The organism is Bradyrhizobium iriomotense (genome assembly GCF_030160715.1).
GTDB classification, from domain to species: Bacteria; Pseudomonadota; Alphaproteobacteria; order Rhizobiales; family Xanthobacteraceae; genus Bradyrhizobium; species Bradyrhizobium iriomotense.
The window spans coordinates 303,116-329,010 of the sequence record NZ_BSOW01000004.1; the positions used below are offsets into that span (position 1 = coordinate 303,116).

General features: G+C 64.9%; 25 protein-coding genes. 13 read left to right on the forward strand and 12 right to left on the reverse strand.

Annotated elements, in window-relative coordinates; all coding sequences use genetic code 11:
- The first annotated feature begins 34 nt into the window (after window positions 1-34).
- A complete protein-coding gene (locus QQL28_RS08070) occupies window positions 35-1,216 on the forward strand; it encodes a saccharopine dehydrogenase family protein (protein ID WP_284263261.1) in 1,182 nt (393 codons plus the stop codon).
- Between the two features lie 29 nt (window positions 1,217-1,245).
- Complete coding sequence (locus QQL28_RS08075; RefSeq protein WP_284263263.1) at window positions 1,246-2,421, forward strand: saccharopine dehydrogenase family protein; 1,176 nt, start codon at window positions 1,246-1,248, stop codon at window positions 2,419-2,421.
- A gap of 139 nt (window positions 2,422-2,560) precedes the next feature.
- On the opposite strand, the gene QQL28_RS08080 is transcribed toward QQL28_RS08075, so the two are convergent.
- Window positions 2,561-3,757 (reverse strand): FAD-dependent monooxygenase, encoded by a 1,197-nt coding sequence (locus tag QQL28_RS08080; RefSeq protein WP_284263265.1) that lies wholly within the window; start codon window positions 3,755-3,757, stop codon window positions 2,561-2,563.
- Window positions 3,758-3,904: 147 nt separating this feature from the next.
- On the opposite strand from QQL28_RS08080, the gene QQL28_RS08085 reads away from it, so the two are divergent.
- Window positions 3,905-4,375, forward strand: coding sequence for a MarR family winged helix-turn-helix transcriptional regulator (locus QQL28_RS08085; protein ID WP_284263284.1), 471 nt, complete (start codon window positions 3,905-3,907; stop codon window positions 4,373-4,375).
- On the opposite strand, the gene QQL28_RS08090 is transcribed toward QQL28_RS08085, so the two are convergent.
- The 3 genes from QQL28_RS08090 to QQL28_RS08100 all read right to left on the reverse strand — a co-directional run bounded on the left by QQL28_RS08090 (window position 4,350) and on the right by QQL28_RS08100 (window position 8,584).
- Complete coding sequence (locus tag QQL28_RS08090; RefSeq protein WP_284263286.1) at window positions 4,350-5,612, reverse strand: O-antigen ligase family protein; 1,263 nt, start codon at window positions 5,610-5,612, stop codon at window positions 4,350-4,352. The genes QQL28_RS08085 and QQL28_RS08090 overlap by 26 nt on opposite strands.
- A gap of 167 nt (window positions 5,613-5,779) precedes the next feature.
- Complete coding sequence (locus QQL28_RS08095) at window positions 5,780-7,327, reverse strand: undecaprenyl-phosphate glucose phosphotransferase (RefSeq protein WP_284263288.1); 1,548 nt, start codon at window positions 7,325-7,327, stop codon at window positions 5,780-5,782.
- A 123-nt stretch (window positions 7,328-7,450) separates the two neighbouring features.
- Entirely contained in the window at window positions 7,451-8,584 is a 1,134-nt protein-coding gene (locus tag QQL28_RS08100) for a glycosyltransferase family 4 protein (protein ID WP_284263290.1), read from the reverse strand.
- 210 nt (window positions 8,585-8,794) lie between these two features.
- Between QQL28_RS08100 and QQL28_RS08105 the strand changes: the two genes are divergently transcribed.
- Window positions 8,795-11,005: a GumC family protein gene (locus QQL28_RS08105; RefSeq protein ID WP_284263293.1), complete on the forward strand. Its 2,211-nt coding sequence runs from the start codon at window positions 8,795-8,797 to the stop codon at window positions 11,003-11,005.
- Here the strand turns inward: QQL28_RS08105 and QQL28_RS08110 are convergent.
- On the reverse strand, window positions 11,002-11,442 hold the full coding sequence (locus QQL28_RS08110) for a hypothetical protein (protein WP_284263295.1): 441 nt from the start codon (window positions 11,440-11,442) through the stop codon (window positions 11,002-11,004). The genes QQL28_RS08105 and QQL28_RS08110 overlap by 4 nt on opposite strands.
- Before the next feature lie 1,169 nt (window positions 11,443-12,611).
- Window positions 12,612-13,793, reverse strand: coding sequence for a GNAT family N-acetyltransferase (locus tag QQL28_RS08115; protein WP_284263297.1), 1,182 nt, complete (start codon window positions 13,791-13,793; stop codon window positions 12,612-12,614).
- Window positions 13,794-13,926: 133 nt separating this feature from the next.
- On the opposite strand from QQL28_RS08115, the gene QQL28_RS08120 reads away from it, so the two are divergent.
- The gene (locus QQL28_RS08120; protein ID WP_284263299.1) at window positions 13,927-14,976 is read left to right on the forward strand and encodes a polysaccharide deacetylase family protein; all 1,050 of its coding nucleotides are present in this window, start codon (window positions 13,927-13,929) and stop codon (window positions 14,974-14,976) included.
- A 5-nt stretch (window positions 14,977-14,981) separates the two neighbouring features.
- On the opposite strand, the gene QQL28_RS08125 is transcribed toward QQL28_RS08120, so the two are convergent.
- Complete coding sequence (locus QQL28_RS08125; protein WP_284263301.1) at window positions 14,982-15,191, reverse strand: DUF2842 domain-containing protein; 210 nt, start codon at window positions 15,189-15,191, stop codon at window positions 14,982-14,984.
- Window positions 15,192-15,286: 95 nt separating this feature from the next.
- Here QQL28_RS08125 and QQL28_RS08130 point away from each other — a divergent pair, with 95 nt between their 5' ends.
- Window positions 15,287-16,369 (forward strand): COX15/CtaA family protein, encoded by a 1,083-nt coding sequence (locus tag QQL28_RS08130; protein WP_284263303.1) that lies wholly within the window; start codon window positions 15,287-15,289, stop codon window positions 16,367-16,369.
- Here QQL28_RS08130 and QQL28_RS08135 read toward each other — a convergent pair whose 3' ends face one another.
- The 4 genes from QQL28_RS08135 to QQL28_RS08150 all read right to left on the reverse strand — a co-directional run bounded on the left by QQL28_RS08135 (window position 16,370) and on the right by QQL28_RS08150 (window position 19,909).
- Entirely contained in the window at window positions 16,370-16,765 is a 396-nt protein-coding gene (locus QQL28_RS08135) for a hypothetical protein (protein ID WP_284263305.1), read from the reverse strand. It lies immediately after the preceding gene.
- A 171-nt stretch (window positions 16,766-16,936) separates the two neighbouring features.
- On the reverse strand, window positions 16,937-18,217 hold the full coding sequence (locus QQL28_RS08140; RefSeq protein ID WP_284263307.1) for an O-acetylhomoserine aminocarboxypropyltransferase: 1,281 nt from the start codon (window positions 18,215-18,217) through the stop codon (window positions 16,937-16,939).
- Window positions 18,218-18,369: 152 nt separating this feature from the next.
- A complete protein-coding gene (locus tag QQL28_RS08145; RefSeq protein ID WP_284263309.1) occupies window positions 18,370-18,954 on the reverse strand; it encodes a CoA-binding protein in 585 nt (194 codons plus the stop codon).
- A gap of 130 nt (window positions 18,955-19,084) precedes the next feature.
- Window positions 19,085-19,909: an enoyl-CoA hydratase gene (locus tag QQL28_RS08150; protein ID WP_284263311.1), complete on the reverse strand. Its 825-nt coding sequence runs from the start codon at window positions 19,907-19,909 to the stop codon at window positions 19,085-19,087.
- Between the two features lie 84 nt (window positions 19,910-19,993).
- Here QQL28_RS08150 and QQL28_RS08155 point away from each other — a divergent pair, with 84 nt between their 5' ends.
- From QQL28_RS08155 to QQL28_RS08180, 6 genes are all read left to right on the forward strand, one after another.
- Window positions 19,994-20,422: a PaaI family thioesterase gene (locus QQL28_RS08155; protein WP_284263313.1), complete on the forward strand. Its 429-nt coding sequence runs from the start codon at window positions 19,994-19,996 to the stop codon at window positions 20,420-20,422.
- Window positions 20,423-20,580: 158 nt separating this feature from the next.
- Window positions 20,581-21,045, forward strand: a complete 465-nt coding sequence (gene rplM / locus QQL28_RS08160) for a 50S ribosomal protein L13 (RefSeq protein ID WP_284263315.1) — start codon at window positions 20,581-20,583, stop codon at window positions 21,043-21,045.
- A 1-nt stretch (window position 21,046) separates the two neighbouring features.
- Window positions 21,047-21,523, forward strand: a complete 477-nt coding sequence (gene rpsI / locus QQL28_RS08165; RefSeq protein WP_284263317.1) for a 30S ribosomal protein S9 — start codon at window positions 21,047-21,049, stop codon at window positions 21,521-21,523.
- 227 nt (window positions 21,524-21,750) lie between these two features.
- Window positions 21,751-22,965: a GGDEF domain-containing protein gene (locus QQL28_RS08170; protein WP_284263319.1), complete on the forward strand. Its 1,215-nt coding sequence runs from the start codon at window positions 21,751-21,753 to the stop codon at window positions 22,963-22,965.
- Between the two features lie 59 nt (window positions 22,966-23,024).
- Complete coding sequence (locus QQL28_RS08175; RefSeq protein WP_284263321.1) at window positions 23,025-23,261, forward strand: hypothetical protein; 237 nt, start codon at window positions 23,025-23,027, stop codon at window positions 23,259-23,261.
- A 99-nt stretch (window positions 23,262-23,360) separates the two neighbouring features.
- Window positions 23,361-23,660, forward strand: a complete 300-nt coding sequence (locus tag QQL28_RS08180) for an antibiotic biosynthesis monooxygenase family protein (protein ID WP_027522849.1) — start codon at window positions 23,361-23,363, stop codon at window positions 23,658-23,660.
- A gap of 6 nt (window positions 23,661-23,666) precedes the next feature.
- Here the strand turns inward: QQL28_RS08180 and QQL28_RS08185 are convergent, their stop codons facing one another.
- Complete coding sequence (locus tag QQL28_RS08185) at window positions 23,667-24,797, reverse strand: AI-2E family transporter (protein ID WP_284263325.1); 1,131 nt, start codon at window positions 24,795-24,797, stop codon at window positions 23,667-23,669.
- Window positions 24,798-25,097: 300 nt separating this feature from the next.
- Here QQL28_RS08185 and QQL28_RS08190 point away from each other — a divergent pair, with 300 nt between their 5' ends.
- The gene (locus QQL28_RS08190) at window positions 25,098-25,871 is read left to right on the forward strand and encodes a gamma-glutamyl-gamma-aminobutyrate hydrolase family protein (RefSeq protein WP_284263327.1); all 774 of its coding nucleotides are present in this window, start codon (window positions 25,098-25,100) and stop codon (window positions 25,869-25,871) included.
- Window positions 25,872-25,895 lie beyond the last annotated feature (24 nt).

The window sequence follows — 25,895 nt, forward strand, 5'->3', positions numbered from 1 at the left end:
CGCTCGCAATGACGGCTCAAATTGAGGACGCACTATGAGTTCATCGCCGAAATTCGACATCGTCGTCTATGGCGCGACCGGTTTCACCGGCCAGCTCGTCGCCGAATATCTGGCCGCGCATTACAAGGACGACAAGGCGCTGAAATGGGCGATGGCTGGCCGCAGCCTCGACAAGCTGAAATCCGTGCGCGATGCGATTGGCGCGCCCAGTGACACGCCGCTGATCGTCGCGGATGCCTCTGATCCGGCCTCGCTGAAGGCGATGGTCGAAGAGACCAAGATCGTGATCACCACCGTCGGTCCGTATCAGCTCTATGGCGGCGACCTGCTCGCGGCCTGCGTCGCCTCCGGCACCGACTATATCGATCTCTGCGGCGAGCCGGTGTGGATGCGGCAGATGATCGACAAGCACGAGGCCGCCGCGAAGGCGAGCGGCGCGCGTATCGTATTCTCCTGCGGATTCGATTCCGTGCCGTTCGAGTTAGGGGCGTTCTTCGTGCAGGAGGAAGCCAAGCGCGTGTTTGGCGAGCCCGCCGCGCGCGTGAAGGGCCGCGTGCGCGCCATGCGCGGCACGCTCTCCGGCGGCACCGCGGCGAGCGCCAAGGCGACCTTCGATGCGGTCGCCAAGGACATGAGCCTCGTCGCGATCCTGAACGATCCGTTCGCACTGACGCCTGGATTCACCGGCCCGAAGCAGCCGAAGGGCAACCGTCCGGCCTATGAGGAGGATCTGCAATCCTGGGCGGCGCCGTTCATGATGGCGCTGATCAACACGCGCAACGTCCATCGCTCCAACATGCTGATGGGTTTTCCGTTCGGACAGGACTTCGTCTACGACGAGATGGTCCTGACCGGTGCCGGCGAGAAGGGCGAGGCCAACGCCAAACTCGTGGTGGCCGCGAACACGGAGAAGACCGGCCCCAACGCGCCGAAGCCGGGCGAGGGACCCTCGAAGGAGGAACGCGAGAACGGCCTCTTCAATCTGCTCTATGTTGCGATCGCGCCCGACGGCCGCCAGGTCCGCGCCGGCGTCACCGGCGACCGCGATCCCGGCTACGGCTCGACCTCCAAGATGATCTCCGAATGCGCGATCTGCCTGTTGCGCGACACGCCTGATGTTGCGGGCGGCTTCTGGACCCCGGGCGCAGCGATGCAGCATAAGCTGATCAAACGGCTCGAGGCGCACGCGGGGCTGACGTTCAGGGTGGAGAGCTAAGCTCGAGGCCGTTGCAGGAAACCCTATCAGTGTCGTCGAAGTTCGACATCGTCGTCTACGGCGCAACCGGATACACCGGGCAGCTCGTCGCCGAGTACATCGCCGCGCAATACGCGGGCGACAGCACGCTAACATGGGCGATGGCCGGGCGAAACAGGGACAAGCTCGCGTCGGTTCGCGACGCGATCGGCGCACCCGGCGAGACACCGCTCATCGTTGCCGATGCGTCCGAGCCTGGGTCGTTGCGCGCGATGGTCGACCAAGCCAAGCTGGTGATCACCACCGTCGGTCCTTACCAGCTCTACGGCTCTGATCTGCTCGCCGCCTGCGTCGACACGGGCACCGACTATATGGACCTCTGCGGCGAGCCGATCTGGCTGAAGCAGATGATCGACAGGCACGAGGCGCAGGCCAAATCGAATGGCGCGCGCATCATGGTCTCCTGCGGTTTCGACTCGGTGCCGTTCGAGCTCGGTGCGTTCTTCGTACAGGAGCAAGCCAGGCGCGCGTTCGGCGCGCCGGCGCCGCGCGTCAAGGGCCGCGTCCGCGATATCAGTTGGAAGTTCTCCGGCGGTACCTCGGCGAGCGCGAGGATCACCTTCGAGGCAGTTGCGCAGGATCTCAGCCTGGTCTCGATCCTCAAAAATCCCTTTGCATTCACGCCCGGCTTTGAAGGTCCGAAACAGCCGCGCGGCAACAAGCCCGTCTTCGAGGAGGACCTACAATCCTGGGCCGCGCCATTTGCGATGGCAACTCTCAACACCCGCAACGTCCATCGTTCCAACATGCTGATGGGCTTTCCGTATGGCAGGGACTTCGTCTACGACGAGATGGTGCTGACGGGCGCGGGCGAGGAAGGGCAGGCCAACGCGAAGCGCGTGATGGTTGCAAACAGCGAAAAGACCGGCCCCGAAGCTCTCAAGCCCGGTGAGGGCCCGTCAAAGGAAGAGCGCGGCAACGGTCATTACGATCTGCTCTATGTTGCGATCGCCCCTGACGGTCGTCAGATCCGCGCCGCCATCGAGGGCGATCTCGATCCCGGCTACGCATCGACTGCGAAGATCATCTCCGAATGCGCGATCTGCCTGTTGCGCGACACGCCTGATGTTGCGGGCGGCTTCTGGACCCCGGGCGCAGCGATGCAGCATAAGCTGATCAAACGGCTCGAGGCGCACGCGGGGCTGACGTTCAGGGTGGAATCGTAGGCGAGGTACGTGCCCCAATCACGTTGTCATCGCCCGGCTCCGACCGGGCGATCCAGTATTCCAGAGACAGTGGTGATTGAGCCGAGAGGCTGCGGCGTACTGGATGCCCCGCTTTCGCGGGACATGACAGTGTTCCTCGTTACGCCGCCCGCGCATCATACGCGTACATGAAATCCATCCCCTTCGAGCTCAGCGGCAGCAGCCATTTCAACATCTGATCGCGGATGAAGGCGCCGGTGGCCGAGAATTCGCGCTTGCTGTTGCCGTTGCGGCGGGCAATCGCGACGATCTTTTCCGCGCGGGGGCGGCGCTCGGCCTCGAAATTCTGGAAGGTCGCGCTGAGCTCCTGGCCCTCCGCCATCAGCCGTCCGAGGCGAAGTGCGTCTTCCAGCGCGAGCGAGGCACCCTGGCCGGCATGCGGGCTCGTGGCATGCGCGGCATCCCCGATCAGCAGCGAGCGCTTGCGCGACCAGGTCGGTAGGGTCGAGACATCGAGCGTATCGGTGACCACGATGTTCTCCGCCGCCTCGATGATCGCGGGGATCGGATCGTGCCAGCCGCGGTGGAAGTCGCGCAGATGCTGCTTGAGCGTCGCCTGATCCTGAGCGCGGAACATCGCCGCGTCCATGCCGTGGGCGGGCTGCGTGCTCCACCACATCACGCCGTCATCGGCATCGGAGCTGCAAAGGCCGTAGCCGAAGAAGCCGCTCTGGCCGAACGTGGTCTCGACGCGCTGGCCGATCGCACGGCCGGCAAGCACGGTGCGCGGCACGAAGCCGCCGAAGCCGATCAGGCCGGTGTTGAATGGTTTTGGCCCGTCCGGCACGACCTGCCGGCGCGCCACCGAATGCACGCCGTCGGCGCCGATCAGGAAGTCGCCTTCCGCAGTGGTGCCGTCGGCGAAATAGGCGATGATCGGCTGGTCGCCGCGGTCCTCGATCTTGATCAGGCGCTTCTCGAAATAGAGCGAGACGCAGGAGCACCAGGCCTTGTCGATGAGGATCTCGTTCAGTGTCGCGCGGCAGATATTCACCGCGGGCTGGCCGAAGCGCCGCTCCATGTCGCGGTTGATCGAGCCGAGCTTCTGGCCGCCCTGCGAATAGAAATCAAAGGAGTCCGCGATCGAGCCGCGGCCGATCACCTCGCGCGCGAGCCCGAGCTCGTCCATCACCTGCATGCCGTTCGGCGCGATCTGCAGGCCGCCGCCGATCCCCTTGGAATAGGGCCAGGCCTCGAAGATCTGCGCTTCGATGCCGGCGCGGCGGAGCAGAATTCCGGCGACGGGCCCGGCGATGCCGGCTCCGATGATGAGGGCCTTGCGGGGACGTATCGACATGGCTTGCTCCTGGGGACGCTGCGGTGCTAGTAGAAATCACGGCCACTAATTATCTTAGTGGCTAAGATATATATTTGCTAAGATATGGGGTCGGCCTTGTCAAGAGGGAAAGCGCGCGCAGGCTTGGTGCAGGAGCTTGAGGAGGCGATGCGCCGATCGTCGGCGCAGGGCGTGCTGTACGGTCAGGCCGTTGCGAACGTTGCCGGAATTTCCGGTTCCGACCTCGAATGCATGGACTTCCTGAATCTGGAGGGCCGCGCGACCGCGGGCCGCCTCGCCGAGGTCACGGGGCTCACGACCGGCGCCATCACGGGTGTGGTCGACCGGCTCGAGAAAGCGGGCTATGTGCGCCGCGAGCGGGATGACGCCGACCGCCGCAAGGTGTTCATCACCGTCGTGCCGGAGACGACGGCCGAAATCGGCAAGCTCTACGTGCCGATGCAGCAGGCGATGCACAAGGTCTGGAGCCGCTATTCCGACGAGGAGCTGCGGCTGCTGCTGCGCTTCGCCACGGACGGCTACAAGGGCGTGCTGGAAGCGACCGAGGCGTTGAAGGACCTCCTCGACACACCGCCCGAGAAGCGCGCCGATCTCAAGACGCCGAAGCCTCGTCGCTGATCGGGTGCGCGGCCTTGTAGGCCTGTGCGGCCGCGATCATGCCCCACATCGCCCCCAGCATCATCCAGAAGTGCCGCCAGTGATCGGTGTCGATCACAAAGCTCTCGCCGACGGTGCCGACGAAGGCGGAGAAGATCGCAAGATAGGCGCGCTGCCAGGGCACGCGGACGAAGACGTGGCGAAAGCCTGTGATCACGGTGGTGAACACCAGCGCGGGATAGCAGATGCCGGAGAGCCAGCCCCCCGACATGAAGGCGTTGAGGTAGGAGTTGTGGGTATCCTCCGGGAAGTAGCGGTGGAATTGCAAGGGGCCTATGCCGAACGGCAGGTCGAGCGCCATCTCCGCGCCGAGGATGTGCCGGCCGAAGCGGCCGAAGCGGCCTTCGTCGTAGCTCTGGTCGAAGCTAGCGCGCTGCTTGAACATCTCGGCGATGGAGTCGAATGAGAGCAGGATCGCGATCAGCGCCAGCCCCAGCGCGGCCGCAACCAGCGCCATGATGATGATGCGCGAGCGCTGCGCGCTGCTCGAGCTGGTCAGCACCATCAGCGCCAGCATGAAGCCGGAGGTCAGGATCAGCCCGCCCCAGGCGGCGCGCGAGAACGCGAGCAGGATCGCGAGCGCCATGATGGCGAAGGCGATCGCGTTGCGGAATGCCTTGGCCAGCTTGTCCGAGACCACGCTTTGCAATGAGAACAGCGCCGGCAGGATCAGGAACGCGCCGAGCACGTTCGGGTCCTTGAACGTGCCGCGCGCGCGCTCATAGAGCGTCAGGAGGTCGTGGCCGCCGGGAACGAGATTGAAATAGCCGGCGACTGCCGAGAGCGATGCGATCATCGCGCCGACCACGAGGCCGCGGCGCAGCATGTCGAGACGCGCCGCCGTATCCTCCGCTGTGACCATTGCGAAGAACACCACCGTCGCCGCCATGTACCAGGAGGTCGCGATCCAGCTTGCCACCTCGGACTGGCCCAGCAGCGGAATGGCGCTGACGGTGTAGCCGATATTGAGCAGGATCAGCAGCAGCACGAGCGGCATGAACACGAGGCGGAGCCGCAGGCCGGTGGCGAAGAAGGTGACGGTCGCAAGCAGCGTCACGATCTCGTAGGGGCTGGGCTCGATGAAAACGACCGCGCCGGAGGCGCCGACCAGCCACACCATCGCGCGCTGCAAGGCCAGTACGCCGGGCGCAGCCGGTGGGGCTACGTTGATTCCTCCGGCTGTCGCCGCATACGCCATCACACGCTCACACGCTTACGCAACTGGTACACACAAACTTCCGCCGTCATGCCCCGCGAAAGCGGGGCATCCAGTAACCCGCGCTGTCAGCGGCAGCTCGGCTGCCGGTGTTTACTGGATCGCCCGGTCAAGCCGGGCGATGACAGCGTGGTTTTGGTACGACGAACTCAATACGCGTTCTCGTTCTTGGTCAGCAGCGAGATCGGCGTCTTCAGGAGGATGTAGAGGTCGAACAGCACCGACCAGTTCTCGATGTAGTAGAGGTCGAACTCGACGCGCTTCTGGATCTTTTCTTCGTTGTCGATCTCGCCGCGCCAGCCGTTGATCTGGGCCCAGCCGGTGATACCCGGCTTGACGCGGTGGCGGGCGAAATAGCCGTCGACGGCCTCGTCGAACAGCCGGCTCTGGAGCTTGCCCTGGACGGCGTGCGGACGCGGGCCGACGAGGGAGAGATTGCCGGAGAACACCACATTGAAGAGCTGCGGGAGCTCGTCGAGGCTAGTCTTGCGGATGAAGCGGCCGACGCGCGTGACGCGCGGATCGTTTTTGGTGACGACCTTCGAGGCTGTCAGGTCAGCCTGATGGTGATACATCGAGCGGAATTTGTAGACGTCGATGCGCTCGTTGTTGAAGCCGAAGCGTTTTTGGCGGAACAGCACCGGGCCGGGACTGTCGAGCTTCACCGCCAACGCCACCAGCGCCATCACGGGAAGGGCCGCGAGCAGCGCAAGGCCGCCGACGATGCGGTCGAACAGCCATTTCATCACCAGGTCCCAGTCGGTGATCGGCGCCTCGAACACGTCGAGAGTGGGCACCTCGCCCAGATAGGAATAGGAGCGGGGACGGAAACGCAGCTTGTTGGTGTGCGCGGAGAGGCGGATGTCGACGGGTAGCACCCAGAGCTTCTTCAGCATCTCGAGGATGCGCGTCTCCGCCGAGATCGGCAGCGCGAACAGCACGAGATCGACGCGGGTGCGGCGGGCGAACTCGACGATGTCGTCGACCTTGCCGAGCTTTTGCGCGCCCGCGCAGGTGTCGAGCGCGCGACTGTCGTTGCGGTCGTCGAACACGCCGAGCACGTGGATGTCGGAGTCCTCCTGCGCCTTCAGCGCCTCGACCAGCTCTTCGCCGTTGCGGTCGGAGCCGACGATGATGGTGCGGCGGTCGAGCCGGCCCTCGCGCGCCCAGGTGCGAACGAGCGTTCGCAGCGCCAGGCGCTCGGCGACGAGCGCGGCAAGGCCGAGGAAGAAGAAGGCGGCGAGCCACAGCCGCGAGACTTCGCTGCCGAGCCTTGCGAAGAAGGAAATGCCGATGAACAGCAGGAACACGAACGACCAGGACGAGATCATCCGCGTCATCTGGCGGAGCTGACCGCGGAAGAGCTGCACCTGATACATGTCGGCGGCCTGGAAGCAGATCACGGCTGCGGCCGCGACGGCAGAGATCGCGGCGAGATATTCCCAGTGGAAGCCGGTCTGCGGCGCGACGTAGCCCAAATAAAGCACGGTGCCGACGAGGCTGAGCAGAACGAAATCGGCGAGGCGCACGAAGCCGGCGATCACGATCGGCGAATAGGCGCGGGCGACCTTCTGGTTGACGAGAGCAAGTGCTGCCGGCGAGAGCCGGCGCCGGCGTTCGACAAAGGGCTTGTCAACGGGTGCGGCCGCGGCACTGGTCGCGGCGTCGAGCATCGAGCGTGCGTTGAGCGGTTCCACGGTCGTCCACGTCCATTCCTGAAACCCACTGGACGCGCGTATAGGCGCGCGAAGCGCGGGAGTCCCCCTCGCTCCCGCTTATCGGACAAATCGGAAGAAATTCTAAAGCTGCCTCAAGGACGGTTAATGATTGGCAAACGCGTCGCGGTAGCCGGCCAGCACGCCGTCGACCATCGCCTGCTGGGAGAAGTGCGCCGAGATCCGCTCGCGCAGCCTCGCCGCGCGCTGGGCGGTCGCTTGCGGATCGTCCAGCGCGGCCGCAATGGCCTCCGCCATGGCCTCGGAATTGCTCGGGACGAAGAGGGCGGAACTCTCGGCGTCGAAGATCTCGGGGATGCCACCGACCTTCGCGGCGATCATGGGGATGCCGGCAGCGCCGGCTTCGATCACGACATAGGGCATGGAATCACCGCGCGAGGGAACGACCAGCAGCCGCCCCTTGGAGAAGCCATAGCGCGCCTTGACGTGGCCGATGAAGCGGATCGAACCGGCGAGGCCAAGCTTCTCGACCTGCGCCTTCAGCGCTGCCATCTCCTCGCCGTCGCCGCCGAGTGTCAGTGTGACATTGCGGCCCTGGGCGCGAAGGCGCGCCACCGCGTCGACGAGGAGGTCGGCACCCTTGATGTGCCGGAACTCGCCGACATAAGCGAGATCGGTCGCATCGTCGGCGGTGACAACCGGCTCGAATTCCTCCGGCGTCACGCCGTTGAAGACGCAGCGCACCACGCCCTTGGGCGTGCCGACGATGCGCTGATAGGTGTCGCGGGCAAAGGCGCTTTCGAACAGGAACAGGTCGGTGCTGGTCGTCAGCGTCCGTTCAAGTCGCGCGTAGAACTCACCCTTGAAGGTGTGCAGGGGATAGTGCAGCGAGCCGCCGTGCGGGGTGTAGATGCGGATGGTTTCGTCTGAGCGCCGCCGCATGCGGACGAAGGCGCCGGCCTTGGCGCCGTGGCCGTGCATGACGTCGGGCTTGAGCTTGGCGATCAGACGCCTCATGCGAAGCCAAACGAGGAAATCGTCTGGTGACGGTTCGCGGCGGATCGCCAGCCGATGGACCCCGAGCTTCAGGCGCGGCGCGATCTCGGCCAGCGCGTTCGCTGCGCGCTCGCCGCCGGTAAGATCGTCGGCGAGTATCCCGACGTGATGCCCGCGATCGACCTGGCCATTGGCGAGGTCGAGGATGTGGCGGAAGATGCCACCGACCGGAGCACGCACGGCGTGCAGGATGCGAAGCGGCTGGTCGACAGAGGGGGGCATGATCTGAACCGGCGCTCGCAGGCGATGACGCAGCAATCCACTGAAGTATCGATTCCGATTAAGGGGCCTCATGGTTAACAAATGGTGTTCGCGCGCGATCGCGTGTTCGCGCCATGCACGCGTATGGCGCGATTAACTCAGCGGCAACCTTAATGGAGTGTAATTGCCGCGGTTGAGGTGGGTAGCGGCGTTGCCCTGCGGGAGTATGCGATGCGTTTGGCGTTCTGGCGTGCCGGCAAGGACAAGGTGATCGAGCGGGCCTTGCACAGGCCCGAGCCGAAGGTCACTGTCGCGCGGCAGGCGCAAGCCGAATCCGGCGACATCGATCTGCATGCGCTTGGCGCTGCACTCAAGCGCAGGCGCAGCTTCATCATCGTGCCGACGGTGCTGGCACTGGTGCTCGCGCTCGCCGGCGTCAATCTGGTGACGCCGCGCTACAAGTCCGAAGCCCGCATCCTGATCGACGGGCGCGAGAACGTCTTCCTGCGTCCGACCAGCGATCGCAGCACCGAGGAGCGGCAGGCGCTCGACGCCGAGGCCGTCACCAGCCAGGTGCAGCTCGTGCTGTCGCGCGATCTCGCGCGCGAGATCATCAAGAAGAACAAGCTCGCGGAGCTGCCCGAATTCGACCCGGTCCTGCGCGGTATCTCGCCGCTGAAATCGCTGGCGGCATTGTTCGGAATCGGCCGCGACCCATTCTCGATGACGCCGGAAGAGCGGGTGCTGGATGCCTATTACGACCGCCTGACGGCTTATGCGGTCGACAAGTCGCGCGTGATCGTCGTCGAATTCCAGTCGGCCGATCCCGAGCTCGCCGCGCGTGTCGCCAATTCGATCGCTGACGGCTATCTCGTGCTGCAACAGAATGCGCGCCAGGAGCAGGCCAAGTCGGCCAGCGCGTGGCTGTCGGGCGAGATCGAGAACCTGCGCAAGAAGGTTTCTGAAGCCGAGGCCAAGGCCGAGGACTTTCGCTCCAAATCGTCGCTGTTCGTCGGCACCAACAACACCACGCTGTCGAACCAGCAGATGGGCGAGCTCAACACCCAACTCAACAATGCGCGCGCGATGAAGGCCGATGCCGAGGCCAGGGCGCGGCTGATTCGCGAGATGCTCCAGAGCGGCAAGCCGATCGAGGCATCGGAGGTGCTGAATTCCGAGTTGATGCGCCGGCTGTCCGAGCAGCGGGTGACGCTGCGGGCGCAGCTCGCCGAGCAATCCTCGACGCTGCTCGGCAATCATCCGCGCATCAAGGAATTGAAGGCGCAGATCGGCGATCTCGACACGCAGATCCGTGACGAGGCGGGCAAGATCTCGCGCTCGCTGGAGAATGACGCGCGGATCGCCGGCAGCCGCGTCGACAGCCTCACCGTCAGCCTCGAGCAGCTCAAGAAGCAGGCGACCTCGACCAACGGCCAGGACGTGCAGCTTCGCGCGCTCGAGCGCGAGGCCAAGGCGCAGCGCGACCTGCTCGAGACGTATCTCGCCAAATATCGCGAGGCCAACACCCGCGAGACCATCGACACGGCGCCGGCCGAAGGGCGCGTCATCTCGCGCGCCATCGTCTCGAACACGATCGTCTATCCGAAAAAGCTGCCGATCGTGCTCATCGCCACGCTGGCGACACTGCTGCTCAGCACCGGCGTCGTCGTCACCGGCGAGCTCCTGCGCATGACCGCGCCGCGCGCAATCGCCGCATTCACGCCGGCCGCGGCCGCCTCGCGCGTTGCTGCCCGCAGTGAACCGGTTATCGAACCCGAGCCCGTGGTGAGCGAGTCGGCACCGCTCCAGCCGGAGATGGCCTTCGACGCGGACATCACCGAGTTCGCCGAGATCGAGCAGCTGGCCGACAGCCTGCGGCGCGACGGCGCCGCCGCGCGCAAGGTGACGGTGCTCGGCACCGCCGCTGGCGAGGGCATCACGCTGACCGCATTGACGCTGGCGCGCCATCTGGCACGCGACGAACGCGTCGTGGTCGTCGACCTCGCCGCATCGTCGCCGACGATTTCGGCCATCTCGGCCGATCCGGCCGCACCGGGCCTTGCCGAATTGATGCAGGGCGAGGCCTCGTTCGCGCAGATCATCACCAAGGACAAGCTCTCGCGGCTGCAACTGGTCTTGGCAGGTCGGCCGGGCTTCGACCGCAGCCTGCTGCAATCGCCGCGCGTGACGCTGGCGATCGATGCCTTGCTCCGCGTCTATGACCACGTGCTGCTCGACGCCGGGACCGCCTCCGACCTGCCTGCGGAACTGCTGACGACGAACGCCCGCGCCGTCGTGGTGCCGGATGCCGGCATGCCCACTGAGGCCCGCACCTCGATGTGCGAGCAGCTCAAGGCAGTCGGCTTCAGCGAAGTGACGATGCTCAAGAAGCCGGTGCAGCCGTCGGACGCCGTGGAAACGCCGCGCGTGGTGGCGGCCTAGGCGCGCGATGTGCAGGTGCGGTACATCGCCAGTAGGCGCTTTCCGCGCAGAAAGATGGTCCGGGGCGTTAAGCCCCCGCGATGCGCGATCCAGCGCTGCACCGGCGCGGGGTACATCAAATACATCATCCGGGTTGCGTCCGGGTTCGTGACAGGCCTTCCGCGAGGACCAAAATCCCATGCGGCGTGGAACGCAAGCTCTGCCTGAGACGTCACGCAGATCCTGTCGGAGGGCACAGTCGCCAGGACGATCGTGCAGGCAGACGCGCAGAAACCATCGATGATGACATTCTGCCCCGAAGCGCGCAGCCGTTCATATTTGTGTATGTACTTCCCGATTAATCCGCCGCGATCGTTTGTGATCCGCACGGCGGCATCGCTGGCGCGCGATCCGGTTACCAAGAGCGCAGCGACGACCAGCCCGGTCCAGCATTTCATGCCATCGCCCCGATAGGTTGGACACCCCCACACTATGCCCAATCTCAATTCTCCTGGACGGGCCGCATCCAGGCTTGATCTAGATCAACGGCGACGAGCCGTCGGACGCACTACGAACAAAGCCAAATGATCACCAGGGCCAATGGCAGGCCCACACCCAAGGCGCCGCCGATCATCAACGCAAAAGCCGAAAGCAGGTTGGCTTCGGGCTGCATCTCACGCCCGTGCATCTCGTTTCCTCCATCGAGCCCCCAACGGGTCTTTGCCCGCCGCCCAAAAAGGATGAACGATCCCCGGCGAGAGGCTGGACGCTTATGGTTAAGAAAAGATTAACGCCGCCCCGCAATGCACAACGCCGCACTAGCGGAGTATGCTCGCTAGGCGGCGCTGTCGATTGCACTGGGTGCTGAAATCCCCAGCCAACCCCAGCCGAGCAATGACTGTGCCAGTCACAGGCGCATCAGTTTGGGACACCGTGGAGACGGGCCCGACCGATCGTGGTGCCGTGAGGAACGTCGCAGCTTAGTGCCTACCGCGTCGAGCGACCGCCAATGTCCCGGCAATTCCACCGGGCCGTCGAGGGCATGGAACTGTGGATCGCAAACGGCGATCGCTTCTCACCAACAAACATTCACGGGGACTGCGCGCCACTCCCAGCCTGTCCAGACCCGGCGCCATCTCGTACAGCCATCCCATCCGGCATAGCTCCAACCCGGTGCACCCCAGCCCCAGCCGGGTCCCCAAGCTGCCGCACCGGCGAGCCCAAGGCCCAGGCCTAGGCCTACAGCCGGTCCACGCCAACCCCAACCGCCGCCGCGCCAACCGCCGCCCCATCCGCCGCCGTGCCATCCTCCCCCTGCAAATCCGCCGTGAAACCCGCGCTGTGCGGAAGCAGCGCTCGGCGCGAGGGCGAGGACCGCAGCAATACCGAGCGCGAAAAGGGCCTTCTTGACCATGGAAACCTCCCGTGGGTTGAGGAGTTGCGGGAAGTAAACGCCCAGTAATCTGGTTTTGTTGCAGTCCCGGGTGGAACAGCAGCGAGAACTCTCGCTTGGCTGCCACCCGATCCTTCTTTGTCCTCGCCGCGCATCACGATCCTGAGCGCCTCCCACAAGGGGAGGAGGGAGGGCAGCGTGCAAAATGGAGAACGAGATCGGGAAGCGTCTGCTCTACCCGAATGCCCGGCGCAGTCTCCGCGCGAGGTCGAACAGCATCTGGTTCTGCTTCACCAGGCGCTTGCCGTGGCTCAGCGATGACATCGCCATCGCCGCGAGCTTGCCGCGCGAGGTCAGCGGGACAAAGCTGTCAAAGATCTCTTCGTCGCTCTTGCAGAACAGGCGCTTGTAGTCGTCCGAGCCGATTCCGAGATCGAGTGCGTCATAGCCGGCTTCCGCGTAGCGATCGATAATGTTGCGCATCAGGATCAGGCCGGGGCTGTAGCGCGCGTGCTCGGACATCGTGTAGGTGTTGAACATCATCGAGAAGCGGCGGCCGTCGGCGACGCCGGCGAAGATCGCGATCACCTCCTCGTCGCATTCCAGCGCATGGATGTCGATGACGCGGCCGTCGCCGCGCGGCGCCAGGCAGGCCGCGCGGATGAACGCCTCGACGCCGGGCTCGGCGAACACGTTCGGCAGCTTCTGCTCGGCCATCCGCACCGGCTTGACGCGGAAGAACCAGTCGAGCAGGCGCGTGATGTCGTTATCGGTGGTGGCGAGGTGATAGCGGTAGCCGGCGAGCGCCTGAAGCTTCTTTTCCTTGCTCTTCAGACGGCGGCGGAAGGAGTTGCTGATGCGCGACGCCGGCAGGCCGTCCGGCGGCATCGCGAGCAGTGGGCAGCCGTTGATGGAATTTTGGCGCGGAAGAACCGCGAACGGGTTTTGCTGGTCGCGCCAGCGCGTCGGCTGCTGTGACAGCGCGAGCACGTCGACGCGCCCGCGCAGGGCCGCGAGCAGCGCGTCAAGATCGGCAGCGTCGGCGTGGACGGCGAAGTCGGCGTCCCACAAGCCCATGTTGAAGGTCGTGTGCTTGCCGCCCATGAAGCAGGCGACGGTGACGCCATGGCTCTGCCGCGTGCACAGCGGCAGCACGACGAGAGGCCGGCGCTCGGCATCGCGGGCGATGACGATGAAGGGCGCCGCGCCTTCGTGCTCGCCGACGAGGCGCTGCCAGGGGCCGAGCAGGTCGAAACGCTGATAGGGTGTTGCGAGGTGGCATGTCTTCTCCAGCGCGCGCCAGACCGGTTCGGCCATGGCGAGATCGCTGATGATTTCGACATCAGTGATACGGCTCGCTTTCGACCGCGCTGGCGCTTCTGCCGTCCGGCTTTGTATCGCCGCAGCCATGGTCATTCGCAAAACCTGTCGAGAAAACGGAAAATAAGCGTAGTTCGGCCCGTGGCCGACCTTTGCAAAGAAATGTCAACAAAGGGTAAGGACAATGGAAAGGGGAACCGGCCGCTTGCCGGTTCGCAAAGGGTGGCTCTTGGCTTCCGACGATCGATGGATGGAACGGCTGCGGCTGGAACTCGCCTGGTTCACCGGCCAGCACCGACTGCGCGGACGGCGCGCAGGCGCCGGTGCGATCCTGCGCTTTCAGCGCGTCAGGCCGCGCGGGCGCGCGCCGTTCCAGCCGCTGCTTGCGAACGAGATCACGCCAAAATTCCTCGACCGCGTGCTTCGTGCGCTGAAGCGCTGGAAATTCGACATCGTCAGCATGGATGAGGTCTGCCGGCGCGCGGTGACGCTGCCCGAGCGGCGGCGCTTCGTGGCACTGACCTTCGACGGTGCGTACAAGGATCTCGCCACATTCGCCTATCCGGTGCTCTCGCACCACGGCGTGCCCTTCACGGTCTACGTGCCGACCGCCTTTCCCGATGGCGTCGGTGAAGCCTGGTGGCTCGCGCTCGAACAGGTGATCGTGCGCGAGAGCCGCATCAGCCTGATGATGGGCGAGAAGGAGCAGCGCTTCGACGTCACCGAGCGCGCGCAGAAGCAGGAGCTGTTCACGCTGATCGAGGAGTGGCTCAGAACCTTGTCGCCGGCGGAGCTGTCGGCTGCGATCAACGATCTCTGCAAGCGCCATCGCGTCGATCTCGGCGCCGTCTCGCGCGAGGCGTCGATGGATTGGTCGGATCTTTCGAAACTTGCGGCCGATCCGCTGGTGACGATCGGCAATGCGACGGTGAACTATGCCGCGCTCGCCACCATGAAGGATACGGCTGCCGCGCGCGAGATGGCGATGGGCAAGGCGGTGGCGGAGTCCGCGTTCCACCGCGAAATCGGACACTTTGCCTATCCGTTCGGCGATCGCATCTCGTTCCGCCGCAGCCACGTGGTGATGGCGGAGGAGGCGGGCTTTGCCAGCGCGGTGTCGACCATTCCCGGCATCGTCGACACCGAGGGGCGGACCAATCTGCGCGCGCTGCCGCGGATTTCCTGGGACGGCCGCCGCCGCTCGCTGCGGGTGCTGCGCGTGCTCGTCTCGGGCGCCACGTTTCCGCCGGTGAAGCCGACGGGCAGCATGCATTACTAGATTTGTCAGGCGGGATCGGGCCGCTGCATCCAGCTCACGACCGGCATCGCCGGCAGCACCCAGCCCATGCCGACCACAACGTAATAGATCGCCTGCCGCCATCCGGATTCCGCGATCCACGGCAACTGCGCCAGCGCCATGCCGAAGAGCGCCCACGTCGCCGCCAGCACCAGGAGCGCGATGGTACCGAGGAACTTGCGGGTGCGGATCTTCATGGCGGAAAATTGCGGCTTTCGCGTAACTTGCGCTGCGGGAGCGGGGGACTATAAGGGGCGCGCAGCCTGGTTCAAGCATTGGTTTTCCGGCCGAAATGACCGCGATATCAGCTCCATCCGACCCGCATCGCGCCGTGCGCTGGTGGCTCGTCTCCGTGGCCGCGCTGATCGCGCTGATGGTGCTGGTCGGCGGCGCGACGCGGCTGACGGAGTCCGGGCTCTCGATCGTCGAATGGAAGCCGGTCACCGGCAGCGTGCCGCCGCTCTCCGAGACGCGGTGGACCGAGGCCTTCGAGGCCTACAAGAAGATCCCGCAATATCGCGAGCTCAATGCCGGCATGAGCCTGTCGGACTTCAAGACCATCTTCTGGTGGGAATGGAGCCACCGGCTGCTCGGCCGCTTCATCGGTGCCGCCTATTTGTTGCCGCTCCTGTTCTTCCTTTGGCGCGGGGGTCTTTCGGGCGAATTGAAACGGCGGCTTTGGCTGCTGTTCGGCCTCGGCGCACTGCAAGGCGCGGTTGGCTGGTGGATGGTGGCCTCTGGCCTCTCCGAACGGGTCGAAGTGTCGCAGTATCGGCTCGCGACGCATCTGGTTCTGGCGCTGCTGATCTTCGCCGGCATCGTCTGGACCTTGCGACGGCTCGGCGCACGGCAGGAGATCATTGTCTCCGCGCGACTGAAGTTCACCAGCGCGGTGCTCGTCGTCGTCACCTTCGTGCAGCTTTATCTCGGTGCGCTGGTGGCGGGCTTGCGGGCAGGGCGCGTCTACAACACCTGGCCGGAGATCGACGGCGCGTTCATCCCGTCGGCGGAGCGGCTGTGGTTCGAGACGCCGTGGTGGCGTAACCTGTTCGACAATGTGCTGACCGTGCAGTTCGAGCACCGCATGATGGCCTACACGCTGTTCGCGCTCGCCGCGCTGCACGCGTTCGATGCCGTGCGCTTGCGTGCAGGCACTGCCGCAAGCGGCGCCGTGTGGCTGTTTGCGGCGGTGAGCTTGCAGGCCGTGCTCGGCATCCTGACACTGCTGAACCAGGTGCCGATCGGCCTTGCGCTCGCACATCAGGCGGTTGCGATCCTCGTGCTGACGCTGGCGGTGGTGCAGGCCGAGCGGCTTTCGGCGCGAAAGCCTGCGGAGACCTATTCGCGCGTTATCCCCCTGAGCCAGGCCGGCTGATCAGCAATAACCGTAGACGCCGCAGGCGTAGGGCAGCCGCCACCAATAGCCGACCTGGGGACCGCCGTAATACGCGCCCTGATAGTCGTAATCCCAGGGGCGGCCGTAATAGCCCGGCAGCGTGTTGGAGCCCGGCAGGAGCGGCGTGCCCGGCAGATTGCGGATGTAGCTGCCGACGCCATAGGCCGGCGAGATGAGCGCATCCGGATCGGTCTCGACCCAAACCTTCGGCGGCTCCGGCGGCGCGATCGTGGTGCGGTATTTGTAATGCGGCCGCGGCAGGCCCGGCGGCAATTGCTCGACGCGTCGCTTCTTCTGCACGGCGACCTGATCGGCCGCGAGCGCGCTCGTGACCATCAGCATCACGGCCAGAGGGGACACAATCCAGCGCAGCATGGTCGGCTCCGAATCAATCTGGGCGGCCCAGTATGTCAGCCGAGACAGCAGAGAGCGTTAACGCCGGTCACGTCATTCCGGGGCGGCTCGAAGAGCCGAACCCGGAATCCAGACGTTATGACGCGAGATTCCGGGTTCGCGCTTGCGCGCGCCCCGGAATGACAGCGAAAATCAGGCGCCCAGCGCCTGCTCGAGATCCGCGATCAGGTCTTCCTTGTCCTCGATACCGATCGACAGGCGGACCACGTCGGGACCTGCGCCCGACCTCACCTTGGCGGCATCGTCGAGCTGGCTGTGCGTGGTCGAGGCCGGGTGGATCACCAGCGAGCGGGTGTCGCCGACATTGGCAAGGTGCGAGAACAGCGTGAGCTTCGAGACCAGGCTGACGCCGGCGTCATAGCCGCCCTTCAGGCTGAAGGTGAACACCGCACCCGCGCCCTTCGGCGAATATTTGCGCGCGAGCTGGTTGTACTTGTCGCTGGCAAGCCCCGCATAGCTCACCGACGCCACGGCGGAATGGCCGGACAGGAACTCGGCGATCGCCTTGGCATTGTCGCAGTGCTTCTGCATCCGCAGCGGCAGCGTCTCGATGCCGGTGAGGATGAGGAACGCATTGAATGGCGACAGCGCGGGGCCGAGGTCGCGCAGGCCGAGCACGCGGCAGGCGATGGCGAAGGCGAAATTGCCGAAGGTCTCGTGCAGCTTGATGCCGTGATATTCGGGGCGCGGCTCCGAGAGCATCGGATATTTGCCGTCCTTCGACCAGTCGAAGGTGCCGGCATCGACGATGACGCCGCCGATCGAGTTGCCGTGGCCGCCCAAAAATTTCGTCAGCGAGTGCACCACAATGTCGGCGCCGTGGTCGATCGGCTTGATCAGATAGGGTGTCGCCAGCGTGTTGTCGACGATCAGCGGCACCCCAGCCTTGCGCGCCACCGTGGAGATCGCCTCGATGTCGGTGATGCTGCCGCCGGGATTGGCGATGGACTCGACGAAGATCGCCTTGGTGCGCGGCGTCACCGCGCGCTCGAAGCTCGCGATGTCATCGGGATCGGCCCACACCACGTTCCAGCCAAAGCTCTTGAACGATTGGCTGAACTGGTTGATCGAGCCGCCATAGAGCTTTCGCGCGGCGACGAACTCGTCGCCGGGCTGGAGCAATTGCTGCATCACCACGACCTGCGCGGCATGGCCGGAGGCGACCGCAAGCGCGGCGGTGCCGCCTTCGAGCGCAGCGACACGCTCCTCCAGCACCGCATTCGTGGGATTGCCGATGCGGGTATAGATGTTGCCGAACGACTGGAGGCCGAACAGCGAGGCCGCGTGGTCGGCGTCGTTGAAGACGAAAGAGGTCGTTTGATAAATCGGCGTCGCGCGCGCACCGGTCGTCGGATCGGGCTGTGCACCGGCATGCACGGCAAGGGTCGAAAATCCCGGAAGGCGATCGCTCATTCGTGGCGTCCTGTTCTTGGGGCAGCTGAAAAACGCGCGGCATGCTGATCGCGGCGGCGGCCGTCGTCAAGGCACTGGCGCACGCCAAGCTTTATTCGAAACGGCCTTGCTTCGCTTTGTCGCGTTCGCGAAACGAATCTTTCGCAGCTGCGTCAGCTCTGCTCGGTCTTGTTCTTCGCCGCGCGATCGGCCGCCGCCGTGTGACCGCCGCCGACGCTCGTGCGATTGAGCGACAATTGCATGCCTTGTGTCGGCGCGGGCGGACGCTTGGAGCTGAGCGTGCGCGAATTGACGCCCATCCAGGAAATTTCCGAGGACAGTCGGCCATATTCGATCTTGGGGCAGCGGTTCATCACGACCTTGATGCCGGCGGCCTCGGCCTTCTCCGCAGCCGCATCGTCGCGCGCGCCAAGCTGCATCCAGATCACCTTCGGCAGCGGATCGAGCGCCAGGGCCTCCTCCACCACGGGCATGATGTGGCTGGAGTTGCGGAAGATGTCGATCATGTCGACGGGACGACCGATGTCGGCAAGCGAGGCGACGAAGGGTTTTCCGATGAGCTCCTTGCCGACATGGCCGGGATTGACGGGGATCATGTCGTAGCCGCGCTGCGCCAGATATTTGAACGCAAAGTAGCTCGGCCGCACATTGACCGGCGAGGCGCCGACCATCGCGATCGACTTCACACTGTTGAGGATGCCGCGGATGTAATTATCGGGATAGGCGTCGTGGTTCATCTTGGTCTTTTCTTTCGACCCTCATGGTGAGGAGCGCGGAACGCGCGTCTCGAATCATGAGGCCAATGGCCGGGCCTTCATCCTTCGAGACGCCGCCTTCCGCGGCTCCTCAGGATGAGGAGTTAGCTGTTTACTTATCTTCCCATGTCGGGTCGCGTTTCTCGATGAAGGCCTTGATGCCTTCCTCGGCGTCGCGCGCCATCATGTTCTCGGTCATCACCTCCGCCGCATAGCGATAGGCATCCGCAAGGCTCATCTCGGCCTGGCGGTAGAACGCCTCCTTGCCGAGCTTCACGGTGTAGGCGGATTTCAGCGCGACCTGTTCCGCGAGCGCAATCGCGGCATCGCGCTCGGTGCCGGCTGGGACCACGCGGTTGACGAGGCCGATCTCGCGGGCGCGTGCGGCGGGGATCGGCTCGCCGGTGAGCAGCATCTCCATCGCCTGCTTGCGCGGCACGTTGCGCGACAGCGCCACCATCGGCGTCGAGCAGAACAGGCCGATGTCGACGCCGGGCGTGGCGAAGCTTGCGGCGTCCGATGCGATCGCAAGATCGCAGCTTGCGACGAGCTGGCAGCCGGCGGCCGTCGCGACTCCCTGGACGGCGGTAACCACGGGCTTGGGCAGACGCACGATCGCCTGCATCATTGCGCTACAGGCGTTCATCATCTCGGCGAAGTAGGCGCGGCCGCGATCGGGGTCGCTGCGGCGCGCCGTCAGTTCCTTCAGGTCGTGGCCGGCGGAAAAGGCCGGGCCGTTGGCGGCGATGACGGCGGCGCGGATGCGCTTGTCCTCGGCAATCGCGTTGAAGCTCGCATGCAGCTGGCCGATCATCGCCTCCGACAGGCTGTTGCGCGCGGCAGGGCGGTTCAGCGTCAGCACGGCGACGCTGCCGACGATCTCCCGCAGCAGGATCGGCGGTTCCGGGGAGGGAGTGCGGGCGGGCTGGACGGACATTGAAGATTCCGCTTGGGATATTGCAGTTGGATGACGCAGATAACTTAATGTAACAGGCAGCATGAAGCGAGGGTGAGGGGTCGCATGGCGTTAGCGAAAATGAGCGTGGCTGAGGTCGAAGGGTTTCTTCGCGACGAATTTCCCCAAGCCTTCAGCGGCGACGACATTACGATCGAGAGCGCCGATGGTCAGACCGCGCTGCTTCGCCAGCGCTACAGCGAAAGGATGCTGCGGCCGGGTGGAACCGTGTCGGGGCCGACACTGATGGCGCTGGCCGATTTCGCCATGTACGTGGTGCTGCTGTCCGCGATCGGGCCGATCGGGCTCGCCGTCACCACCAATCTCAACATCAATTTCCTGCGCAAGGGCCAGCCCGGGCAGGACGTGCTGGCGGAGGCCCGGCTTCTGAAGCTCGGCAAGCGTCTGGCGGTCGGGGAGGTCAACCTGCTTTCGGGCACCTCGCCCGACCCGATCGCTCATGTCACATCCACCTATTCCATTCCAAATGTTTGACCTTTTCGTAGGTAATATAGCACCATATTTTTAAGATATTGATTTTGCTTCTCTTATTTCTCTCGCTGGGCATTGACCGGCGCGCGTCACTTCTCTAGAAACCGCGCAGTCCGGCGCGTCGCTCGCGCCGTCATCTCCCCGTCCACGGAAATCCAGATATGAAAACCTTTTCGGCAAAGCCCGCCGAGGTGACGAAGAAGTGGGTGCTGATCGACGCCAAGGGTCTGGTCGTCGGTCGTCTCGCCACCATCGTCGCCATGCGGCTGCGCGGCAAGCACCTCCCGACCTACACCCCGCACGTCGATTGCGGCGACAACGTCATCATCATCAACGCGGCGCATGCGGTCCTGACCGGTCGCAAGCGCGAGCAGAAGACCTACTACAAGCACACCGGCTATGTCGGCCACGTCAAGGAGCGCACCGCGCGCCAGATCCTCGAGGGCCGTCATCCCGAGCGCGTGCTCGAGAAGGCCGTCGAGCGCATGATCCCTCGTGGTCCGCTCGGTCGCGTCCAGATGGGCAACCTCCGCGTCTATGGCGGCGCCGATCATCCGCACGAGGCGCAGAGCCCCGAGAAGATCGACATCGCCAAGTTGAACCGCAAGAACACGAGGGCCGCATAACATGGCCGAATCCATCCAGTCGCTCGACCAGCTCTCGCAGCTCAAGACGGCCGCGCCCGACGCGCCCAAGCACGAGAAGAAGGTCGACAAGTTCAATCGCGCCTATGCCACCGGCAAGCGCAAGGACGCGGTCGCCCGCGTCTGGATCAAGCCGGGTGCCGGCAAGGTCATGGTCAACTCGCGTGATGTCGAGATCTACTTCGCTCGTCCCGTGCTGCGCATGATGATCCAGCAGCCGCTGGTCGCTGCCCAGCGCGCCGGTCAGTACGACGTGATCTGCACCGTCGCCGGCGGCGGTCTCTCCGGCCAGGCCGGCGCGGTGCGCCACGGCATCTCGAAGGCGCTGACGCATTTCGAGCCGGAGCTGCGCGGCGTGCTCAAGAAGGGCGGCTTCCTGACCCGCGACTCCCGCGTCGTCGAGCGCAAGAAGTACGGCAAGGCGAAGGCCCGCCGGTCCTTCCAGTTCTCCAAGCGCTAATCGCTTCGGTAAAATTCGCTGCGAAAGCAGCTTCAATGAAATGCAAAAGGGCGCTGATTTCAGCGCCCTTTTTGTTGTTCGTTTGTACGCAAATTGACTCGGTGTTTTTCCGAAAACTTGGCGTCCCATGAAAACCTGATTGGAACCCGGGGGAACCTAGCTTCGCAAACTGGAAGGGCGCGCGATCGGGCTGATCGCGTAATGGCTTGGTTTCAAAGGGGGCTGACATGATGTCGCTCGATAGCATCACGCTATACCTGGTTGCCACGATGGTAGCCGCACTGCTCGGCGCCATGATGGTGTTCTTCGGCAGTCAAGAGAAAAGTCCCGCGCTGAAATGGTGGGGCACCGCCTATCTCCTCGGCGCGGCTTCCGTCGCGCTATGGACGGCGGCCGGCGACAAGCTCGGCGCGCAGCTTTATCTCGCGCTGAATGCCGTCGGCTTCGTCGCCTGCGGCATGGTGTGGAACGCCGCGCGCGTCTTCCACGGCCGCAAGCCGAACTGGCCGGGACTCCTGTTCGGAGCGCTCGGCTGGGCCGCCGCGGTGACGCTGCTCGATCCGGCCGCCGCAACACTGCGCATGTTGATCGGCGCCGGCATCGTCTCGGTCTACGCCGCGCTGACCGCGGGCGAGCTCTGGTCGGAGCGGCGCAAGAGCCTGCAACGAAGCTGGCCGGTCTTCGCCGTGCCGATCATGCACGGTTGCGTGCTGATGATGCCGGTCCTGATCGGCAGTTTCCTGCGGCCGAACGATCCGCACTTCTCCACGAGCATCTGGGTCACGGTGTTCGCGGTCGAGCTCATCCTCTACGCCGTCGGCACCGTGTTCGTGATCTTCATGCTGGTGTCCGAGCGCACGGTGACCGCGCACAAGACCGCGGCATCGATGGACCCGCTGACCGGCATGTTCAACCGGCGCGGCTTTGCGGAAGCCTGCTCGCGCGTCATCGAGCGCGAGGCCAAGGCGGGGCGGCCGGTCACCGTCATGATCTTCGACATCGACCACTTCAAGTCGATCAACGACCGTTTCGGCCACCCCGCGGGCGACGAGATGCTCAAGCTGTTCTCGACCGTCGTGACAACCAATCTGCGCATCTCCGACCTGTCGGGTCGGATCGGCGGCGAGGAATTCGCGGCGCTGCTGCCGTGCTCGCTGGAAGAGGGCGTGCTGGTCGCCGAGCGCGTGCGCGAGGCGTTCGAGACCTCCGGCATCGTCGTCGACGAAGGCCCGGTGGACACCACCGTCAGCATCGGCGTTGCCGGCGGTCCGGCCGGCACCGAGCTCGAGGTGCTGCTGGCTGCTGCAGACACCGCGCTCTACCAGGCCAAGCGCGGCGGCCGCAATCGCGTCGAGGCCGCAGAAGAGCTGCCGCTGTCGCTGGAGAACTGGCGCCGCCAGACAGCGGCGCGGCTCCCGGTGCCGCGGCCTGCGACGGCGTAGCTTGCGAGAGAGTCCGGCGGTAAGGCGCTGTTTACCATTCGACCCCTACCATCGTGGTCATGGAGTCGATCCGTCAACAGACCTCGCAAGCCGCTCTGGTGTCGCTCGAAGCGGCCGCGGCATCGGCGCGCGGCGGCTTCGCCTGCGTCTTCTCGACATCGGACGAATATGAGACGGCGCTGATCACCGAGCGCCGTGCCCAGGGCCGCTACGCGCAGAACCGTGGTCTCTGGCCGCTCATCCTCTTTACGGCCTGCGTGGCGACGGTGGCGGGGACGGTGTTGTTGCTCGGCTGAGAGAGGCAGGTTTCTTGACCGACCAGGGCGCCGGATCGGCGCCTTTTTCTTTTTGGCGGGCTGCGCTAGATACGCCTGTCAACAAGAAGGGTGGAAACAATGATCACCGAGATCGCGCAAATCGACGTCAAGCCGGGGACCGAGAAGGATTTCGAGGCGGCGGTGGCCAAGGCCAAGGCTGCGTTCGGCCGCTCCAAGGGCTTTCACGGCTTCGAGCTGCACAAATCGATCGAGAAGCCGCAGCGCTACCGGTTGATGGTGAAGTGGGAGACGCTGGAGAACCACACCGTCGACTTCCGCGGCTCGGAGAACTTTGCCGAATGGCGCGGCCTCGTCGGTCAGTATTTTGCCGCACCGCCCGAGGTCGAGCACACCAATACGGTGGTGACGACGGCCTGAGCAGTTTCACGCCGCCGCGACCGGCGCCTCGTAGCTCTTGAAATGATCGAGCAAAACCTTGGCGATGGCGACCAGCGGGAGCGCCAGCGCCAGGCCCCAGATGCCGAAGACGACGCCGAGCAGAATCTGGAACGCGAACAGCGTGGCGGGCGGAATGTCGAGCGCCTGCCGCTGGAGGATCGGCGTCAGCACATAGCTCTCCATCGCATGGACGCCGAGAAACAGGATCAGCGCGGATAGCGCAGCGACCCAGCCTGACGCGATGCTTGCGAGCACCACGATCACGCCGGCGATGATGGCGCCGACCGTCGGGATGAAGGCGAGCAGGCCCGCCTGAATCCCCAGGATGAACGAGCCGGGGATGCCGATGATGGCAAGGCCGATCCAGGTCACGACGCCGACCGCGAGCATGACGATGATCTGCGCGATCAGCCAGCGCTCCAGCGTCTCGCTGATGCGGTCGATGATGACTGTGGCACGCGCGCGATGCCTGGCCGGAGCCATGAACAGGAGCCCGTCGTGATAGACGCCGGGCTGCGCCGCAAAGGCGAGGCCTAAGAACAGCACGATGAAGAAGTTGCCGACGGCGCTGATCGTGCCGAGCAGCAGCTTGAGGGTCTGGCTCACGATCGCGCCGCCGCTGGAGGCCAGCGCACCGGCGCCGGGAAGGCCGGCATGCGGGCTGGGCGTGCTCGGCGCGGCTTCCGAGCCGGACGGCGCCGCATTCGTGGAGGAGGCGGTGCCGATGTCGAAGAAGCTGGTGTCGATGCCGTGGCTCTCGAGGAAGGCTTTGACGGTCACGAGTTGCGACTTGATGGTGTTGCTGAGCGCCGAGGCCTGCTCGGCGAGGGTCGCACCGCCAAGATAGGCAACGCCCGCGAGCATCACCGCGAGCACGACGCAGACGATTGCAAGCCGCAACGGATGCGGCAGGCCGACATGGCGCCCGAGCGTGTTGGTCAGCGCGTTGAGTCCGACGCCGAGCAGCATGCCCGTGAAGATCAAGAGCACGGTCGCGGCGAAATACCAGGTGAAGACCAGCAGCGCTGCAAACAGCACGATACCGATACCGCCGACCGCGATAGCCCAGGCCAGATCGCTGCGGGTCGGGGATCGTTCGTTGGCGGAGACTGTCACATTATGTCCTTCGCGGATTGGTCGACATTCCCAGGGTTGGTCCTGCGGACCGTCCCGGAATGACGGAATATGCGCGGGCTGGACCACTCTTTCGCGAAAATGCAGCTGGGATCAAGCCGAGCGAAGCGCGCCGGCTTGACGCTGTCGAGGCGGTGCCTCGTTCAGGGCCCGCCCTGGCGGCCGGACCGGGCCATTAACCGCGAAAATAGCAGGGCGGCTCCGCGGCCGCGCCGGTTGATATTCCTCCATCCGACGGGCATGTTTGGAGAATCTTCTTCGGCGGGGAGGTCGGAACGGGAGATGAAAAAGCCGGTCGTCGGCGTGATCGGGAATGCCCATCGCGTCGAAAATCGATTTCAGGTCCAGATGGTCGGCGAGCGAAACCTGCGCGCCGTGGCCGAGGTCTCCGGCGGCTTGCCGCTGATGTTTGCGGGCTCGCCCGACATCACCGATATCGGTGCGCTGCTCGATTGCGTCGATGGTATCGTGCTCACCGGCGCCCGCGCCAACGTCCACCCCACGCGCTTCAACGTCGATCCCTGCCAGAAGCACGAGCCCTATGATATCCATCGTGACGAGGTCGCGCTGGCGCTCTCGGTCGCCTGCGTCGCCCGCGGTATCCCGCTGTTCGGCATCTGCCGCGGCCTCCAGGAGATGAACGTCGCCTTCGGCGGCTCGCTGCACCCCGAGATCCGCGAATTGCCTGGCCGCATGAACCACCGCATGCCGCGGCTCGAGAACGGCGAGATCCATCCTGATCCCACCGTCGTGTTCGCCGACCGCCACGAGGTCGATCTTACCCCGGGCGGCGCCTTCGCCAGAATTCTCGGCTGCGAGAAGATCAAGGTCAACTCGCTGCACGGCCAGGGCATTCTGGAGCCTGGGAAGCGCGTGCTGATCGAAGGCATCGCCGAGGACGGCACCATCGAGGCGATCCGCATCGCGGAAGCCTCGACCTTTGCCCTCGGCGTGCAATGGCACGCCGAATACGACCCGCAGCGCAATCCGATCAACCGCAAGATATTCCAGGCGTTCGGCGAAGCGCTCGTGGCGCGGCAGCGCGCGACGGCGTAGCCGGCCGCCACATCGTCATTGCAA